This window comes from Methylobacterium sp. 4-46 (assembly GCF_000019365.1).
Taxonomy (GTDB): domain Bacteria; phylum Pseudomonadota; class Alphaproteobacteria; order Rhizobiales; family Beijerinckiaceae; genus Methylobacterium.
Window position 1 is genome coordinate 3,384,039 of record NC_010511.1, and the last position, 17,579, is coordinate 3,401,617.

17 protein-coding genes and 1 other RNA gene are annotated in these 17,579 nt (G+C 72.2%); 8 read left to right on the plus strand and 10 right to left on the minus strand.

The annotated features are described in order from the left end of the window. Nucleotides 1-241: 241 nt before the first annotated feature. Together M446_RS14640 and M446_RS14645 are read right to left on the minus strand one after the other, a co-directional pair. Nucleotides 242-751 (minus strand): CAP domain-containing protein, encoded by a 510-nt coding sequence (locus tag M446_RS14640; RefSeq protein ID WP_012332869.1) that lies wholly within the window; start codon nucleotides 749-751, stop codon nucleotides 242-244. Continuing rightward, on the minus strand, nucleotides 748-3,387 hold the full coding sequence (locus M446_RS14645) for a DUF3772 domain-containing protein (RefSeq protein WP_012332870.1): 2,640 nt from the start codon (nucleotides 3,385-3,387) through the stop codon (nucleotides 748-750). Before M446_RS14645 ends, M446_RS14640 begins: the two co-directional genes overlap by 4 nt. A gap of 539 nt (nucleotides 3,388-3,926) precedes the next feature. On the opposite strand from M446_RS14645, the gene M446_RS14650 reads away from it, so the two are divergent. Continuing rightward, nucleotides 3,927-4,475 carry an HNH endonuclease gene (locus M446_RS14650; RefSeq protein WP_018260512.1) on the plus strand — a complete coding sequence of 183 codons (549 nt, stop codon included), beginning with the start codon at nucleotides 3,927-3,929 and terminating at the stop codon, nucleotides 4,473-4,475. 144 nt (nucleotides 4,476-4,619) lie between these two features. Here the strand turns inward: M446_RS14650 and M446_RS14655 are convergent, their stop codons facing one another. The 8 genes from M446_RS14655 to M446_RS14690 all read right to left on the minus strand — a co-directional run bounded on the left by M446_RS14655 (nucleotide 4,620) and on the right by M446_RS14690 (nucleotide 11,552). Next, nucleotides 4,620-4,943, minus strand: a complete 324-nt coding sequence (locus M446_RS14655; protein WP_012332872.1) for a hypothetical protein — start codon at nucleotides 4,941-4,943, stop codon at nucleotides 4,620-4,622. 189 nt (nucleotides 4,944-5,132) lie between these two features. Continuing rightward, nucleotides 5,133-5,900, minus strand: a complete 768-nt coding sequence (locus M446_RS14660; protein WP_012332873.1) for a glucose 1-dehydrogenase — start codon at nucleotides 5,898-5,900, stop codon at nucleotides 5,133-5,135. A 76-nt stretch (nucleotides 5,901-5,976) separates the two neighbouring features. Beyond that, nucleotides 5,977-6,879, minus strand: coding sequence for an outer membrane protein (locus tag M446_RS14665; RefSeq protein ID WP_012332874.1), 903 nt, complete (start codon nucleotides 6,877-6,879; stop codon nucleotides 5,977-5,979). 385 nt (nucleotides 6,880-7,264) lie between these two features. Next, entirely contained in the window at nucleotides 7,265-8,107 is an 843-nt protein-coding gene (locus tag M446_RS14670) for an outer membrane protein (protein ID WP_265576623.1), read from the minus strand. 201 nt (nucleotides 8,108-8,308) lie between these two features. Beyond that, the gene (locus M446_RS14675) at nucleotides 8,309-9,202 is read right to left on the minus strand and encodes an outer membrane protein (protein WP_012332876.1); all 894 of its coding nucleotides are present in this window, start codon (nucleotides 9,200-9,202) and stop codon (nucleotides 8,309-8,311) included. Nucleotides 9,203-9,363: 161 nt separating this feature from the next. Beyond that, complete coding sequence (gene glmM, locus M446_RS14680) at nucleotides 9,364-10,704, minus strand: phosphoglucosamine mutase (protein WP_012332877.1); 1,341 nt, start codon at nucleotides 10,702-10,704, stop codon at nucleotides 9,364-9,366. Nucleotides 10,705-10,833: 129 nt separating this feature from the next. Further along, entirely contained in the window at nucleotides 10,834-11,175 is a 342-nt protein-coding gene (locus tag M446_RS14685) for a hypothetical protein (protein WP_012332878.1), read from the minus strand. Nucleotides 11,176-11,321: 146 nt separating this feature from the next. Further along, a complete protein-coding gene (locus M446_RS14690; protein ID WP_012332879.1) occupies nucleotides 11,322-11,552 on the minus strand; it encodes a hypothetical protein in 231 nt (76 codons plus the stop codon). Nucleotides 11,553-11,718: 166 nt separating this feature from the next. Between M446_RS14690 and M446_RS14695 the strand changes: the two genes are divergently transcribed. The 7 genes from M446_RS14695 to M446_RS14720 all read left to right on the plus strand — a co-directional run bounded on the left by M446_RS14695 (nucleotide 11,719) and on the right by M446_RS14720 (nucleotide 17,549). After that, nucleotides 11,719-12,657 (plus strand): sugar kinase, encoded by a 939-nt coding sequence (locus tag M446_RS14695; protein WP_012332880.1) that lies wholly within the window; start codon nucleotides 11,719-11,721, stop codon nucleotides 12,655-12,657. Next, the gene (eda, locus tag M446_RS14700; protein WP_012332881.1) at nucleotides 12,654-13,394 is read left to right on the plus strand and encodes a bifunctional 4-hydroxy-2-oxoglutarate aldolase/2-dehydro-3-deoxy-phosphogluconate aldolase; all 741 of its coding nucleotides are present in this window, start codon (nucleotides 12,654-12,656) and stop codon (nucleotides 13,392-13,394) included. The genes M446_RS14695 and eda overlap by 4 nt, the downstream gene beginning before the upstream one ends. A 63-nt stretch (nucleotides 13,395-13,457) precedes the next feature. Next, nucleotides 13,458-13,615: non-coding RNA, 6S RNA (gene ssrS, locus M446_RS34405), on the plus strand. Nucleotides 13,616-13,622: 7 nt separating this feature from the next. Continuing rightward, nucleotides 13,623-14,231 (plus strand): 5-formyltetrahydrofolate cyclo-ligase, encoded by a 609-nt coding sequence (locus tag M446_RS14705; protein WP_012332882.1) that lies wholly within the window; start codon nucleotides 13,623-13,625, stop codon nucleotides 14,229-14,231. Nucleotides 14,232-14,234: 3 nt separating this feature from the next. Then, nucleotides 14,235-15,056 (plus strand): TIGR00282 family metallophosphoesterase, encoded by an 822-nt coding sequence (locus M446_RS14710; RefSeq protein ID WP_012332883.1) that lies wholly within the window; start codon nucleotides 14,235-14,237, stop codon nucleotides 15,054-15,056. Nucleotides 15,057-15,529: 473 nt separating this feature from the next. Then, entirely contained in the window at nucleotides 15,530-16,516 is a 987-nt protein-coding gene (locus M446_RS14715; RefSeq protein WP_012332884.1) for a MotA/TolQ/ExbB proton channel family protein, read from the plus strand. 19 nt (nucleotides 16,517-16,535) lie between these two features. Continuing rightward, entirely contained in the window at nucleotides 16,536-17,549 is a 1,014-nt protein-coding gene (locus M446_RS14720; RefSeq protein WP_012332885.1) for a peptidoglycan -binding protein, read from the plus strand. Nucleotides 17,550-17,579 lie beyond the last annotated feature (30 nt).

Consider the following 17,579-nt stretch of genomic DNA (forward strand, 5'->3'; position numbering starts at 1 on the left):
GACCCGGCAATTCTGGATCAACCTCGAAGAACGGACGAAGGCCGGACGGTCAAGGCACCCATTCCCTTCGTCGCGCTGAGGCGCCGACGATCGACGATCGGCCGTGAAGCCAGCCTCGAAGCACGACGCAGGTCTGTCCGATCCGATCAGGTGAACTTCGAGGATGCCGCCCTTGGCGTGCCGAGGTCCTCTGCGCCCCGAGCACCGGTGACCGGCGCGACACGCTCCGCTCGGCCCCCTTCTACTTCGCCACGAGCAGCGTCCAGTAGACCTTGTACTTCGAGCCGGGCGCGTAGGCGGTGGCGATGCCCATGCGGGTCGCCTCGGGCGAGAGCAGCACCGCGTTGTGCGCCGGGCTGTCGCGCCAGCCGGAGAAGGCCTCGGCCAGCGTGTGGTAGCCCGCCGAGAGATTCGCCTGCGGGGCCGCGAAGCCCATCCGGGCCGCCACCGTGCGGACGATGTCGGTCTGGCTCGGGCGGTCCGCCGCCGCCATCGCGGCGCTCTCGGTCTCGGCGAGGCGCTGCAGCCCCGGATCCAGCGCCAGGGCCGGCAGACCCTTGTTGCGCCGGTAGGCACCGATCATGTCGCGGGCCGTGTCGAGGTCGAGCTGCGCGCTCGCGCTCGTCATCGGCCAGTACAGGCTCGGTCCGGGCGGCGTCTGGCGAGCGACCTCGTTCCCCGCGCAGGAGGCGAGCGCCAGCGCGAGCCCGGCCAGGGCGGCGAAACGGAGGGGCGGCAGGGCAGGTCTCACGGCACGGTCTCGGGGCTCCGGCGGCGCTCGCCCGCGGCCGGGGCGCGCGGCGCCGGTTCGTCCGCCGGGATGATCGCCGGCACCAGGCCCTGCGCGATCTGCCCGAGGGCGTCCCGGACCGGCTCCAGCCCCTGCACGGTGACGATGCTCGATCCGGGCCCGAGATTGGGGATCAATCCCTCGTCCGACAAGGTCTTGAACACCGCGAAATTGAGGTCGCTCTGCACCTTCAGCTGCAGGCCGACGTCGTTGATCATCGCGATCAGCTCGAATTCGAGGTAGGGATCGCCGATCTTGCGGAAGACCACGCGGGGCGGAGGCTCCTTCAGCACGTCCGCATGGGCCTTGGCGCAGCCCGCGATCAGCTCGGCCGCCCGCACCGGGTCCTGGTTGCGCAGCACGCTCACCGTGACGGTCACCCGGCCGGTCCGGTCGCCCCGCACCCGGTTCTTCACCACGCCGGAGATCAGGTTCGAGTTCGGCACGATCACGGAGGAGCGGTCGAAGGTCTGGATCTCCGTCGAGCGCACGCTGATGCGCCGGACGTAGCCCTCGTTGTCGCCGATCACCACCAGGTCCCCGACCCGGATCGGCCGCTCCCAGAGCAGGAGCAGGCCCGAGACGAAGTTGTTGACGATCGATTGCAGGCCGAAACCGATACCGACCGACAGGGCGCCGGCCACGATCGTGATCTTCTCCAGGCTGAGCCCGAGATATGAGAAGGCGATGGCGAGGGAGACCAGGAAGCCGACGTAGCCGGTGACCGTGGCGATCGAGTTGCGCAGGCCCGGGTCCAGGTCGGTGGCGGGCAGGTAGGTGTTCTCCAGCCAGCTCTTGACCACCCGGGAGATGGCCAGCCCGAGCATGAACAGGCCGAGCGCGAACACGATCGTCGAGAGCGAGATCGTCACGTCGCCGACCTTGAAGCCGAAGAAGGCGGCCCGGAACGAGGCGTAGATGTCGGTCGAATCCACGCCCCAGGTCGCCAGCAGCAGCACGGCCGCCGCCGTGATCAGCGCGACCCGGACGAGGCCGCCCATCAGCACCGCGATCTGGTTGAGGGACTTCTTGCGCAGGCCGGTATTGGCCTGGAGCACGGTGGCGATGTGGGAGTCGTTCTGCAGCGTGCTGCCGATGAAGGCGTCCGCGCTGGTGATGGCGAGGTAGAGCAGGGCGACCGCGATCGCGGTCCACATCAGCTGGTCGATCAGGAAGGACGAGAGCGCGATGTAGCCGGTCAGCGCGCAGGCCCCCACCGACGCGGCGATGATCCAGCCGAGGATGCGCAGGGGGCCGCCGATCCCGGAGCTCGATTCGGCCGCGATGTAGGGGCCGAGGCAGGCCTCCTCGGTCTCCGCCCGGGCCGCGAAGCGGCGCAGGCCCTCGGCCAGCACCACCGCGACGACGGCCGCGAAGACGCCCCGGGTGACGATGCTGATCGGCAGGCCGACCGCGATCGTCTCGTTGAACTCCTCGATGGTGCGCCCGATCGTGATCACGAAGGCGATGCCGACGACGAGGCGGACCAGGCGTTCGGCGGTCGCGTCCTCCATGGCGACGAGGCGCCAGTCGGGCTTGTCCGGCGAGAGCAGCCCGTCCGTCACCGCCTCGACCAGGGCCACGAAGGCGAGCGCGGCCAGGATGCCGTGCACCACGTCGGTCAGGCGCTCCGGCACGAGTTCCGTCGCCTCGATCGCGATGCCCACCACGAAGCTGCCGACGACGGCCGGGACCGCCCCGGCCAGCACGACGCGCCAGGCAGCCAGGACCTTGGCGCGGCGGGAGGGCGCCTTGGCCGCGTCGGCGCGCGCGTCGCGCCGCCCCAGGCGCGGGGCGATGTGGCGCCGCCCGACATACAGCGCCACCGAGATCCCGATGGCGAGCGCCACCACGACGAGGCGCAAAGGCGTGGCGTTGCGGCGCAGCTGCGCGATGGTGTCGTCGAGCGCCGCCTGCGCGGTCTTGAGGTCGCGCGGCAGGGTGGAGGCGGCCCGGGTCCACAGGTGCGGACTCAGGAGCCCGTCCGTGCGCTCGAACAGGGCGCGCGTGAAGGCGGCGCGGCGGCGGTTGCTGATCTGGTCGATGATCTGGTCGCTCTGCACGAGGAGCGAGCGGGCGAGCCGCATCGTCTCGTCGACCTCGGCCACGCCGGCCTCGCGCTGGGCGCGCTCCTGGGCCACGTCGGCGGCCTCGGCGCCCTCCTTCGGCTTGGGGCCGAGCTGGTTCAGCCGCTCCTTGGCGGCGTCGAGGCGCGGGGTCAGGGTCTCGATGACGTGGCGCAGCCGCTCGGCGACCGGGTCGATGCCCTCGCGCAGGAGCGCGAGGTCGTCCTTGTTGAGGTCGTGGTGGGTGAGGGCCTGCTCGCGCTGGTCGAGATCCGCCTTCTCCGAATCGAGCTGGGCGCGGATCTGCTTGATCTGCTCGGAGATCGGCGTCGGCGGCGGCTTCGGCGCGTCGGCGGGTTTGGGGGCGGCATCCGGCGCGGCCGCCGCGCCGGCCGGCGCCGCGGGAGCCTGCGCGGCGGCCGGCGCCTTGGCGTCCGGCTTCGCCGCGGGTCCCGGCTGGGCGGCCGCGAGGCCCGGTGCCAGCACGGCGAGGGCCAGCAGGGCGGCGATCCAACGGCGCAACGGTGTCATGGCGATCCTTCTCGGCTGACGGGCGAGCACGGGGCGGACCCGCCCCGCGCCCCCGCCCCCCGCCGCGGCGGCCCGGAGCCGCGACGGCCCCGGGCCACAGGACCCTAACGCAGCGGAGGCGGGAGGGGCGCCCGGACATCGCCTCGCAATGGGGCGAAAAATCGCCGGCCCCCGACCGCGCGGGCACCGATACAAGTTGGGGGCGCGACACCGCGGGCGAGGCCCCGAACCTTCACAACCCTGTCATGGTGCTTCTAGAATGAGTGCGCAATGGACTCGGCCCTTCCGGTCTGCTGTGAGCCGATGGCGTCGCTCATCTCGGTCCAGCAGCACAGAGGCCCGGCACGATCCCGGGCTCCGACGATCCGCGGCAACCGCCCGCCGGGCGGCCGTGCCGGCCTTCCGCCGTGTCCCCTCACTCCCCCCGGACAGAGCGTGAGGTAGGCGATGCGCCCCATCTCCTCCCTCCGCGAGCGTCGCGAGACCCGGCTCCCCGCCGGGCCCCCTCGCCGCTTCCGGCCAGTTGCCAGGGAAGGATGATGCTGGATCTTCAAACCCTCGTGCTGAACGCGGATTACCGGCCGCTCTCCTACAACCCGCTCTCGCTGTGGTCGTGGAAGGACGCGTTCACCGCCCTGTTCCTCGATCGCGTCACCCTGGTGGCGAGCTACGACGTCGAGGCCCGCTCTCCGAGTCGCTCGCTCAAGGTGCCGAGCGTGGTGGCGCTGAAGAACTACGTGGCGATGGCCCGCTCGCCCGCCTTCACGCGCTACAACATCTACCTGCGCGACACGTTCAGCTGCCAGTATTGCGGGATCCGGCTCCCGGCCGGCGGGCTGACCTTCGACCACGTGGTGCCGCGCTCGCGCGGCGGGCAGTCGAGCTGGGAGAACGTCGTGGCGGCCTGCAGCCCCTGCAACCTGCGCAAGGCGAACCGCACGCCGGAGGAGGCGGAGATGCCCCTCCTCAACCCGCCGCGCCGGCCGAGCCGCTACGAACTGCACCGCCGCCAGCCCGAATTCGACCACCGGCAGTACCACCACACGTGGCTCGACTACCTCTACTGGGACAGCGAGCTGGAGACCTGATCCCGACGGTCATGTCCCGTGACCGCTGGGTCGGATCTCGAATTGTCGTCGAGCCAGCGGCCGGCGCCGGCCATTCGAGAGGGTCGACGGCCCGCTGCGTCAGCATCCTGGGCCGGTGGGACGGGGCCGTCGCGGCGTGCCGCCTCACTCCTCGGGGAAGACGGGCGGCGGCTCGTTGTAGATCGGCAGGCGGTCGTTGCGGGGCATCCAGGCGTGGTAGACCGCGCCGTCCGTCTCGCCGTAGCCGACCGGCTGCACCCGGATCGGGCCGCGCCAGGACCGGGCGGGGGGCGGGCCGAAGCCGTCGCGCACGGGGCGGGGATAGGCCGCGGCGGAGGCGGGCACTCGGGCCGGGTGCGGCCGGGCGCCGGCCGGATGGCGGGGGAACGGCACCTCCGGCATCCCGTCCGCCGAAGCGGGAGCGGCGAGCGCGGCGAGGAGGCCGGCGATCAGGAGCGGGCGACGCATTGGCGAGGTCTCACGGGCCAGGTCTCACGGGCCAGGTCTCACGGGCCAGGTCTCACGGGCGAGATCTCACGGGCGAGGTCTCACGGGCGGGGTCCCGCGGGCGGAGTCTCCGGGACCGCCCGGAGCATCGCCGGCCCGGGCCAGCGGAGCGTTAAGCGGCGCCCGCGATCGCCCGTTATGGTTTCCGGCTCACTGCGCGGTGACGCCCCCGTCGATGACGAGCTCGGCGCCGGTGACGAAGCCGGATTCGTCCGCCGCCAGGTAGGCGGCGAGCGCGGCGATCTCGTCGGCCCGGGCGTTGCGGCCGAGGGGAACCGAGGCGCGCAGGCGCTCGCGCAGGACCTCCGGGTCCCGCCCGCCCGCCGCGAGGTCGTGCAGCATGTCGGTCTCGGTGAAGCCCGGATGGATCGAGTTGCAGCGGATCCCGTAGCCCTGCCGGGCGCAGTGCAGGGCCACCGACTTGGTCAGTAGCCGCACCGCCCCCTTGGAGGCGTTGTAGGCGGCGAGGTTGTGGCCGCCGATGATGCCGGAGACCGAGGACAGGTTGATGATCGCCCCGCCGCGGCCCGCGGGCGGCTTCATCACCCGGACCGCGTGGCGGCAGCCCAGGAACGTGCCGTCGACGTTGACGGCCTGCACCCGGCGCCACTGCTCCAGCGTCACGGATTCGATCGTCGCCACGACCGCGATGCCGGCGCAGTTGACGACGACGTCGAGCCCGCCCTCGCGCGCGACCGCCTCGTCGGTGGCGTCCTGCCACGCCGCGTCCTGCGTCACGTCGAGGGGCGCGAAGCGGAAGACCGGGTTCGTCGCGGCGGCCCGGGCGCCGGCCTCGGCGTCGATGTCGGCGAGGATCACCGCGGCGGCGCCCTCCTCGGCGAAGCGCCGCGCGGTCGCGAGCCCGATCCCGCGGGCGCCGCCGGTGACGAGCGCGACCTTGCCGGAGAGACGCCGCATGGCCCGAACCCCGTGCCTCGCCCCCTCGGGCGGGGCGCGAGACTGGGACGGTTCGGGCCCGCCCGCAAGGCGGGACTCAGAATTTCAGCGCCGCGCCGCCGCGCACGGTGTTGATGTTCGCCTTGTGCCCGTCGAAGTCGTTGAACTGGACGAACTGGTACTCCGCGCGGAGCAGGATGTTCGCCGTCATGGCGAATTCCATGCCGGCGCCGGCCGCGATGCCGCCCACGATCTTCTCCCGCGAGCGGACCAGCAGGTGGGGCGCGCTCGGAGTGCTCGCGCCGGGATTCGTCTGATCGAAATTGCTGTAGCCGGAATAGTTGACGTAAGCAGGCCTCGCCGCACTCTGATTGCTCTTGTAGGTCGCCTGATCGTACTCGATCGGCTGAACGCCGATCGTCTCGCTGATCTGGGCCCGCCCGATCGCGAAACCGCCGGTGACGAAGGGCATGAAATTGCCCGCATCGTAGCCGAAGCGGGCGCGCAGCGTGGCGTAATCGTCGATGCGGGTGCTCGCATTGCCGGTCAGGTAGACGGCGCGCCACCAGCCGTCGCTGCCGACGATCGCGCGCCCGATCTCGTCCGAGGTCCAGCCGCGCGCGCTCAGGTGGGTGTAGTCGAGCTCGGCGCCCGCCACGAACTCGTCGAGCTGGAAGTTGATGCCCACGTAGGCGCCGAAGGTCGTGCTGTCGCGCCGCATCGATCCCGGATGCAGGAGCGTCGAGGCGTTGAGATCGGACTCGAACTTCGTCTGACGCAGGTAATTGGCGACCGGGGCCTGGAACACGCTGCCGAAGCCGAAGCTGGTGCTGGTCCAGCCGCCATGGCCGCCGAAGTAGAACCCGTCCCAGTTCCCCGCCGGCGCGGGCGCGTCGTAGCTCGTGCCGCGCAGCGTGGCGAAATCGAGATCGGCCGCGCGCGCCGGTGTGAGGCCGCAGACGCACAATCCCGCGAGCAAAGTTGAGGTCACGATACGCATGAGGGCGGTCCCCCGACGGGTGCGTCGGCTTCGGTAGTGGATCTCGATGCCGCATAATCCGCTGGTAACCTTAAGATAGTCTTGCGCCGCTACCTCCTCGCGGCCGCAATCTCGAAAGCGAGAGGCCCGGAGCGGGGGCTCCGGGCCTCTGCGGTGAACGGATTGATCTCCTGAGCCATGCCCGATCCGCTCGGTCGCTTCGGGATGGCGGATGTCGGCTTGGCTCGGGCGCCGCGCGGGCTTGCGGAGACAGGATCCGCTTCGATCGAGCGGATCCCGTCTCATACGACATCCGGTTGATTGCTTCGCAATGCGGATGTCGGCTTCGCTCAGGCGCCGCGCGGGCTCGTGATCCGGGATCCGCTTCGATCAAGCTGATCCCGTCTCAGTAGGCGCCGGGCGGGCCCATGAGATCCCCGAAGGGCTTCGCGCCGAAGGCCCAGCGCAGGCCGACCCGGACCTCGTTCGCCGTGATGTCCTTCAGGCGCGTGTTGCCGCTATAGGCGTCGAAGCCGGTCCGCGCCTTGCCGATGTCGAGGTAGCGGTAGCTGGCGTCGAGGCTCAGGCCGTTGCCGAAATCGTAGGACAGGCCGGCCATCGCCGCCCAGGCGAAGGTCGTGATCGTCCGGCTCGCGCGGGCGTCCCGCGTCTGCGGCCCGATCACGTAGGTGGGCTGCGTGTCGCCGCAGGTGACCGTGAGGCAGGTGGTCTGGGTCCAGCCGTCGTGGAAGCGCTTCTCGGCGAAGCCCACCCCGGCGCCGACATAGGGGGTGAAGCCCCACCACGTGCCGAGGTCGGCGTAGACGTTGAACAGGCCGGTCAGCACGTCGAGCTTGCCGCCCTCCTCGTTGAAGCCCTCGACGTAGCGGGTGCGGGAGCTGGTGTCGTGGAAGCGGGTGCCCCCGCGCGCGTCCAGGGTGAAGTCCGCCCGCAGGAAGCTGTTGACCCGGTAGCCGATGCCGCCGCCGCCGCCCTGGCTGCTGCCCAGGCGCAGATTCTCCAGCTTGGCGCCCGGCGTGCCCGGCAGGGTGTCGTCGCCCGGCCGGTTGAAGTCGCTCGCCGTGAAGTCGCCGCGCAGGTACCAGCTGCCGCCGATCTCGACCGGCGCCGGCGGGGGAGGCGCGGGCGGCAGGGCGGGCGGGAGCAGGTCGGCGGCCTGGGCGGCGGCCGCGCCCAGCAGCACGAAGCCCAGCGCCATCGCCGGCCGGCAATCAGGCCATCCACGCATGCGATCACCCTCTTCCTCTGGCGGCCCGCGGCAGGGCGGTCAGGACCACAGCGGAATGTCGTAAACTACAAAGGTTAGAGAGGGATTAACCCTAATCCGACCTCGTCCGGGCCGGCCGTGACGGCGGTTTCCGCACGAGCACGCGCGGCGCCGCCCTCCGACGGCGCCGCGCGATCGCGATGATCCGGCCCGGATCCTCGCTCAGTACTTGCGGACGATCGGCCCGGGAGGCGGCGCCGGCTCGAAGCTGGCGACCGGGACCGGTACCGGCGCCACGACCGGCCCGCCGAGCATCCAGCGCATGCCGATCTTGATGTCGTGGGACTCGATGTCCTTGAGCGTGTAGACCGTGCTGAGCGGCGGATTCACGCAGCCGGGGAAGCAGTCGAGCCGGCCGGAGCGCGCCTCGCCCATGTTCAGGTAGCGGTAGGCCAGTTCGAGCTTCAGGTTCGGCGAGACCGCGTAGCCGAGACCGGCGTGGACGGCCCAGGCGAGGTTGGTCTTGGCGTTCGACGGGCCGTAGCCGAACCCGCCCGCCGCGTCGCCCAGCCCCTCGTCCGTGACGCTGCCGAACATGTGGTGCGCGACGCCGACGCCCGCGCCGATGAAGGGCGTCACGCCGTACCACGTGCCGAGATCGGCGTAGACGTTGGCGAGGGACACCACCGTCGAGAGCTTGCCGGTGTCGCGGTTGTACAGGTTCTGGCCCGGGCCCACGCCCGGCGACACGTCCTTGGACACGAACCGCCAATCCGCCTGCGAGCGGTACTCGCCGGTGATGTCGGCGCGGAGCCAGGGATTGAACTGGTAGCCGACGCCGGCTCCGATGAAGAACTGGTCGGAGAGGTGATCCTGGATCGTCTTGTACTTGTAGGGCTTGGCCGGAACGGTGACGTCCTCGGCGATGGTCTGCCGCAGGTCGGTGATGCCGACGCCGACATCGCCGCGCAGGTACCAGCCCCCGCCGACCTCGACGGGCGGCGGAGGGGGCGGCGGGGGCGGGAGCAGGTCGGCGGCGTGGACGAAGCCCGGCACGCCGATGCCCGCCGCGAGCGTGACGATGCGCGCCAGCGCGCGTGGCTTGGAGCGGCCCATGACGAATCCTTGATCTCAGGGCCGTGCTGCACCTCAGGCGGCCCCTCCGGGATAGCGTCATGACTTTCGACGCAAGAAGTAAACTTACGTTTAACGTTAAACCTTAGGCTTACTGCAGGGGTGCACTCCACGCGGCGCGTGTCCGCGCCGCCGGGCGGCGCTCAGGCCGCCGCCTGCCGCAGGGCTTCCACCACCTCGTCGACGACTTCGACCACGAGGTCGCGGTTGTCGCCCTCGGCCATCACGCGGATCACCGGCTCGGTCCCGGAGGGGCGGATCACCAGCCGCCCGGCATTGCCCAGGCGCTGGCGCGCGCCCTCGATGGCGGTGACGACGGAATCCTGGCGCAGCGGCTCGCCCGCCCGGTAGCGCACGTTCTTGAGCACCTGCGGCAGCGGGTCGAAGCAGTGGCAGACCTCGCTCACCGGCCGCTGCTGGCGCTGCACCACGGTGAGGAGCTGCAGGGCCGCCACGAGCCCGTCCCCGGTCGTGGCGTAATCGGACATGATGATGTGGCCGGACTGCTCGCCGCCGAGATTGTAACCGTGCTCGCGCATGTATTCGAGCACGTAGCGGTCGCCGACGGCGGTGCGCACCAGGCCGAGGCCGAGCTCGCCGAGATAGCGCTCGAGGCCGAGATTGGACATGATCGTGGCGACGATGCCGGGCTGGGTGAGGCGCTGGTCCTCCTTCCAGGAGCGGGCGACCACGGCCATCAGCTGGTCGCCGTCGACCCGCTGGCCCTTCTCGTCCACGACGAGCACCCGGTCGGCGTCCCCGTCGAGGGCGATGCCGATGTCGGCGCGCAGCTCGCGCACCTTGCGCACCAGGGCGTCGGGGGCCGTCGAGCCGACGTCGCGGTTGATGTTGAACCCGTCCGGCTCGGTGCCGATGGCGATCACCTCCGCGCCCAGCTCCCACAGGGTCTCGGGGGCGACCCGGTAGGCGGCGCCGTTGGCGCAGTCGACGACGACCCGCAGCCCCTCCAGGGTGATGCTGCGCGGCAGGGTGCGCTTGGCGAACTCGATGTAGCGCGCGTGCACGCTCTCGATCCGCTTGGCGCGCCCGAGATCGGCGGAGCCCGACAGGCGCTTCTGCAGGTCGGCGTCGAGCAGGCGCTCGATCTCGTGCTCGACCTCGTCGCTGAGCTTGAACCCGTCCGGCCCGAACAGCTTGATGCCGTTATCCTCGTAGGGATTGTGGGAGGCCGAGATCATCACCCCGATATCGGCGCGCATCGAGCGGGTGAGCATCGCCACGGCGGGGGTCGGCATCGGCCCGAGCAGCAGCACGTCCATGCCCACGGAGGTGAAGCCCGCGACGAGCGCGGTCTCGATCATGTAGCCGGAGAGGCGGGTGTCCTTGCCGATCACCACGCGGTGGCGATGGTCGCCGCGCTGGAAGAGCAACCCGGCGGCCTGCCCGACCTTGAGCGCCAGTTCCGGGGTGATGACGCCGTTCGCGCGGCCCCGGATGCCGTCGGTTCCGAAGTATTTGCGCAACGTCGTCCCTCCTGTGCCGTGCTGGGCCCGGTTCGCGCCCCGCAAGGCCGGTGCCGGACGAGAGTCTTAGCCGAGCCATGGCCGCGTCCACAATCGGCACGGGAATTCACCGCGGCGCGGCGGCCGCCTTCACCGGGAGGCCTGGGCGGAGCGGGATCCGCGCTCGGGCGTCCAGTCGAGTTCGACGACGGCCTGCCCCTCCTCGCGATTGAAGCGGAGCGCGGCCTGCCGCATGGCCCGCAGGGCCAGGGCCCCGTCGGCCCGCGGGCATTGCACCGGGTCGTGGACGCGCCGCTCCTCGTCGAGGGCGTGCGCGAAGGCCGCGCCCACCCGGTCGATCGCGTCGACGGTCGTGAACGGCAGCGACACATACACGACCTGCTGCGGCCCCCGGGCGAGGCAGTAGCGCCAGTCGGCGAGGGCCGGACCCGTCAGCAGCAGGAGACCGAGGGCGAGGAGGGATCGTCTCATCGGGAAGGGTCCGGCGCGCCTGGCAGCGCTCGCTCCCCGCACTCGCCGTCCCATTGCGGCGCCAGGAAGGCGCTGCGGCGCCAGAAAGGCGCTGCGGCGCCAGAAAGGCGCTGCGGCGCAGGATTGGCGCCGGGGCGCTCGCACGGTCACGCCTCGGCCCGCTCCGCCTCCTCGATCGGGAGGGTCCAGACGAGGTTTCCGGCATCGTCCGTGAGCCAGGCGAGGTTGGCCTCGTCGCAGAAGAACTCGTCGGCCCGGCCGAGCGCGCGGGCCGAGGCCTCGCGGACGCTCGCCGCCTCGATGGACACGTCGCGCAAGGCGCGCCCGACCGTGCCGTGCCGGCCGCGTGCGGCGACGCGAAGACGGAAGGTTGGCATGCCGTCTGAAGCTCCCGTAAGGTCAGGTGGCCTGCATCTATGGCCTTGTTCGCAGGGAATGCGCAAGCATCCCGCCCGGGTGGGAGCCCACGCGGGCAACGCCGCGCAGCGTTGACAAGCCCGCGAGGCGGCTTAGGCCTCGCCGGGCGGGACCGGAGGACGTCGGATGAGGGTTGCCTGCCTGGGCGAGTGCATGGTGGAGCTGGCGGAGCGCCCCGACGGTGCGCTCAGCCGCGGCTTCGGGGGCGACACGCTCAACACCGCCCTGTACCTCGCCCGGCTCGGCGTGACGGTGGACTATGTCACGGCGCTCGGCGACGATCCCTGGAGCGACGAGATGACGCAAGCCTGGGCGCGCGAGGGGATCGGCCTCGGCCGCGTGCGCCGCCTGCCCGGGCGGATGCCGGGCCTCTACATCATCCGGACCGACGCGGCGGGCGAGCGCAGCTTCCACTACTGGCGCGACAGCGCCGCGGCCCGCGACCTGTTCACCGAGCCGCTCGCCGGGGCGACCCGGGAGGCGCTCGCCGGCTACGACCTCGTCTACCTGTCCGGGATCAGCCTGTCGCTCTACGGGCCCGCCGGGCGCGCGGCCCTGGACGAGACCCTGGCGGCGCTGCAGGGCCGGGGCGGCCGGGTCGCCTTCGACACCAATTACCGCCCCCGCGGCTGGCCCGACCGGGAGGAGGCGCGCGCCGTCTTCCGGGCCGCGCTGGCCCGCGCCGACCTGATCTTCGCCTCGGTCGAGGATCTCGACTGGCTCTACGGCGAGACCGGCGAGGCGGAGGTGCTGCGCCACCGCGGCCGGGCCGAGATCGTGCTCAAGGAATCGAGCGCCCGCGTTCCGGCGGCGCGGCTCCTGCACGGGGATCGCGAGGAGACCGTGCCGGCGAGCCCCGTCGAGACCGTCGTCGACACCACGGCCGCGGGCGACAGCTTCGCGGCCGGCTACATCGCCGCCCGGCTCGCCGGCCTGCCGCCCTCCGACGCCGCGGCCTGCGGCCACCGCCTCGCGGGCGCGGTGATCGGGCATCGCGGCGCCGTCATCCCGCCCGCCGCGATGCCCGCCCTGCCCTTCCGATCCCCCGGAGAGACCCCCGCATGACGAGTCCCGCCGCATCCCGCGAAGATCAGGCCCGCCAAGATCAGTCACGCCAAGAGCCGACCCGCCAAGAGCCGACCCGCCAAGATCAGGCCCGCCAAGAGCCGACCCGCCAAGCCCGCCTCGAAGCCCTGCTGGCCGAGTCGCCCGTGATCCCGGTGATCACGGTGCCGGAGCTCGCCCACGCCGTCCCCCTCGCCCGGGCCCTGGTGGCGGGGGGCATCCGGACCCTGGAGATCACCCTGCGCACCCCGGTCGCCCGCGACGCCGCGCGGGCGATCATGGCGGAGGTGCCGGACGCCGTGGTCGGGATCGGCACGGTGCTGACGCCCGACGACCTGGAGGCGGCCCGGGCGCTCGGCGCCCGCTTCGCCCTTAGCCCGGGCGCCACGCCGGACCTGCTGCGGGCCGCCGCGGAGAGCGACCTCGCCTTCATGCCGGGCGTCGCCACCCCCTCCGAGCTGATGCAGGTGCTGGCGGCGGGGTTCCGAATCGCCAAGTTCTTCCCCGCCGTGCCGGCGGGCGGGCAGGCGGCCCTGAAGGCCCTCGCCGGTCCCTTCCCGCAGGCGCGCTTCTGCCCCACCGGCGGCATCGCCGAGGCGGACGCGAAATCCTGGCTGGCGCTGCCGAACGTGGTCGCGGTCGGCGGCTCCTGGCTCGCCCCCGAGGCGGAGATCCGCGAAGGCCGCTTCGAGGCGATCACCGCGCGTGCAAGGCGCACGCTCGCCGGGCTGGCATGAGCGGGACGCCCGCCCGCCATCTCGCCCCTGGCGCCGGCTGCCCGCCGGCGCTACATGAGGGGGGCGGGGCTGCGGGGTGCGTCAGGAGACACATATCCCCGGGGCCTTATCGACTCCCTCGGGAGCTGTCCCCGCCCTGGTCCGTGGACCGGGGCACACGGCGCCCACCTACGCTGTAGGTTTCCCGGGATCGATCCTCCAACGGCTTTCGTGGCTCCGCGCTCCTCCATGACAGACGACATCCTGGTCCCGACCGACAAGGCCAGCCTCCGCCGGGAGGCCCTGGCGCGGCGGGACGGGCTCGACGCGGCCTATCGGGCCGAGGCGTCCCGGCGCATCGCCGAGGCGGTGCTCGCTTTGCCCGCCCTGGCCGGCGCCGGCCTCGTCAGCGCCTATTGGCCGATCCGCAGCGAGGTCGACGTGCGCCCGCTGATCGCCGCCCTGCGCGACCGCGGCCAGGCCGTCGCCCTGCCGCAGGTCACGCCGGCCGGCCTGGTCTTCCGCCAGGTGGCCGAGGACGACGCGCTCAGCGCCGGCGGCTTCGGGCTGAGCGAGCCGGGGCCGGAGGCGGCCGAGGTGCGGCCCCGGGCCCTGCTGGTGCCGCTCGCCGCCTTCGACCGCCGCCTGCACCGCATCGGCTACGGGAAAGGCTACTACGACCGGGCGCTCGCGGATCTGTCCCGGGACGGGCCGATCCTCACCGTCGGCGTCGCCTTCGCGGTGCAGGAGATCGCGCAGGTGCCGGAGGGCCCGCACGATCACAGCCTCGACCACATCGTCACCGAGGCGGGCGTGATCGGGCCCGCCACGAGCCCCAGCCTGCCCGCCGGAGTCTGAGCCATGCGCCTCCTCTTCCTCGGCGACGTGGTGGGGCGGCCCGGCCGCCAGGTGGTGGCGGAGCGGCTGCCGGGCCTGCGGGAGCGCTGGAAGCTCGACTGCGTCGTCATCAACGGCGAGAACGCGGCCGGGGGCTTCGGCATCACCGAGGCGATCTGCGACGAACTCATCGACGCGGGCGCCGACGCCGTCACCCTCGGCAACCATTCCTTCGACCAGCGCGAGGCCCTGGTCTTCATCGCGCGCCAGCCGCGGCTGGTGCGCCCGGCCAATTACCCGCCGGGCACGCCCGGGCGCGGCGCCACCGTGATCGAGACCCGGGCGGGGGGGCGCGTCCTCGTCGTCAACGTGATGGGCCGGATCTTCCTCGATCCCCTCGACGATCCCTTCGCGGCGGCGGACCGGGAGGTCTCGGCCTGCCCCCTCGGCAGCGCCGCCGACGCGGTGATCGTGGACGTCCACGCGGAGGCCACCAGCGAGAAGGAGGCCTTCGGCCACTTCCTCGACGGGCGCGCCTCGCTGGTGGTCGGCACCCACACCCACGTCCCCACCGCCGACCACCGCATCCTGCCGGGCGGCACCGCCTACCAATCCGACGCGGGCATGTGCGGCGATTTCGATTCGGTGCTCGGCATGCAGAAGGACGAGCCCCTGCGGCGCTTCCTGCAGAAGACGCCGGGATCGCGGCTGGAGGCGGCGACCGGCGAGGGCACGCTCTGCGGACTCGCCGTCGAGACCGACGACGAGACCGGACTCGCCCGCCGCGTCCACGCCGTGCGGCTCGGGCCGCACCTGGAGGAGGCCTGGCCCCGGGACTGGGACTGAGAGGTCGAGGATCTCCCGGTCTCCGGGACGACCATGCCGCCGGGATTCGAGGACCTGGACGAGGCCGCGGAGCTGTCCGGCCGGGATCGCCTCCGCAGAGCGGGCCATGAGCCCGCAGCTTCATGGCATCCGCACCGCTCCTCGGCATGAGGGAGGGGCGCGGGGTCCGGCGGTCGCGTGCGGTGGCGCCTCGGCAATCGGGTCGGCACGCCGCTCGAACGCCATCGGCCGCACTGGCGCGATCGCCATCCATCCTCTTTCCCCTGACCGTCGGAGCCGGACGATCCCCTGTCAGCCTCCGAGATCCCGCACCGGCCGATCTCCTACGTGGTCCGGCCGAAGCCGCGCCGGCTTGATCCCGGGCCGGCCAATCGGCACAGTGCCGCCGGTTTCCCCCGGGATCGGTCGGGGCCGGAGACCGATCCGCGCGGCGAGTCCCGCCGCGGCCCACGCGAGCTGAGACGAACCACGCGATGGCGGCGAGTGCTGCGTCCCCTCCCCTGACATCGCCCCGGATCTTCCTCGTCCGCATGGCGGTGTTCCTGATCCTGGTCGGTTTCCTCGCCTTCGTGCTCTACCGCCAGATCGTGCCGGCCTTCCTGGCCAATCCCGGGCTCAATGGCCTGATCCTGGGCGTCCTGTTCATCGCGATCCTGCTCGCCTTCGGGCAGGTGCGGCGCCTGTTCCGCGAGATCCGCTTCGTCAACCGCACGGCGATGCGGGAGACGAATCCGGGCGAGCCGCGGGTGATCGCCCCGCTCGCCCCCGTGATCCGCGACGCCGCCGCGGGCGAGTCCGTGCCCGCCGCGGGGTTCCGCCCGCTCCTCGACACCGTGGCCTCGCGCCTCGACGAGGGCCGCGAGGCTCTGCGCTACATCGCCGGCATCCTGATCCTGCTCGGCCTGCTCGGCACCTTCTGGGGCCTCATCGACACGCTCTCGGCGGTCGGCAACGTGATCCGCTCGATGCGCGCCGGCGGGGGCGACGCCGCCGTGATGTTCGACGAGCTGAAGAGCGGGCTCGCGGTGCCGCTCTCCGGCATCGGGCTCGCCTTCTCGGCCTCCCTGTTCGGCCTCGCCGGCTCGCTCACCATCGGGTTCCTCGACCTCCAGGCGGGCCAGGCGCATACGCGCTTCTACAACGAGCTGGAGGATTGGCTGGTCGCCCGCGCCGGCCCGGAGGCGGCCGGCGCGCCGCAGGCGCCGAACCGCAGCTCCGAGGCGTCCCTGCGCGACCTCGCCGAGGCGGTGACCCGCCTCTCCGCCCTGGTCGGCGACAGCACGGGCAACAGCCGCGCCAGCACCCAGGCGATGGCGAACCTCGCCGAGGGCATCCAGGGCCTCGTCCAGCACATGCGCGCCGAGCAGCAGATGATCCGCGACTGGGTCGAGGCCCAGGCGAGCCGCGAGCGCGAACTCAAGCAGGTGCTCGACCGCCTGGGCCGGGAGCGCGTGGGATGACGCGCCGGGACGGGATCTGATGGCCGGCCGCCTCCTGCGCCGCGAGCGCGCCCTCAACGTCTGGCCGGGCTACGTCGACGCGCTGACGACCCTGCTGCTCTCGGTGGTGTTCCTGCTGACGATCTTCGTCACCGGGCAGTTCTTCCTGTCGCAGGAAATCTCCGGGCGCGACACGGTGCTGGGCCGGCTCAACCGGCAGATCGCCGAACTGACCGACCTCCTCGCCCTCGAACGCTCCGGGCGGCGCACCCTGGAGGAGACGGCCGCCTCGCTCCGGGCCAACCTGCAAGAATCGGAGACGGAGCGGCGGCGCCTGCAGGACGCGCTGTCGGCCGACCAGGGCGCGCAGGGCAAGGCGAGCGATCTCGGGCGCCAGCTCGAGGCCGAGAAGGGCGCGACCAACCGGGCCCTGTCCCAGGTCGAGCTCCTGAACCAGCAGATCGCGGCGATGCGCCAGCAGCTCGCGGCGCTGGAGGACGCGCTCGCCGCCTCGGAGACCCGGGACCGGGAGAGCCAGGCCCGGATCGCCGATCTCGGCAGCCGCCTGAACGTGGCCCTGGCCCAGCGGGTGCAGGAACTGGCCCGCTACCGCTCGGACTTTTTCGGGCGCCTGCGGCAGATCCTCGGCAACCGCTCCGACATCCGCATCGTGGGCGACCGCTTCGTGCTGCAATCGGAGGTGCTGTTCGCGGCCGGTCAGGCCACGCTGCGGCCCGAGGCCGGGGCGGAGCTCGACCGCATCGCCGTGGCGATCATCGAACTCGGCCGGCAGATCCCGCCCGACATCCCGTGGGTGCTGCGGGTGGACGGCCACACCGATGCGCGGCCGATCAGCTCGGCGACCTTCCCGTCGAACTGGGCGCTGTCGGCGGCCCGGTCGATCGCGGTGGTGCAGTACATGGTGGGACGGGGGATCCCGCCCCAGCGCCTGCTCGCGGGCGCCTTCGGCGAGTTCCAGCCCCTCGACACCGGCACGACCGAGGAGGCCTACGCCCGCAACCGGCGCATCGAGCTGAAGCTCACCGAGCGCTGAGCGGCGGGCAGGACATCGCCGGGTGAGGCC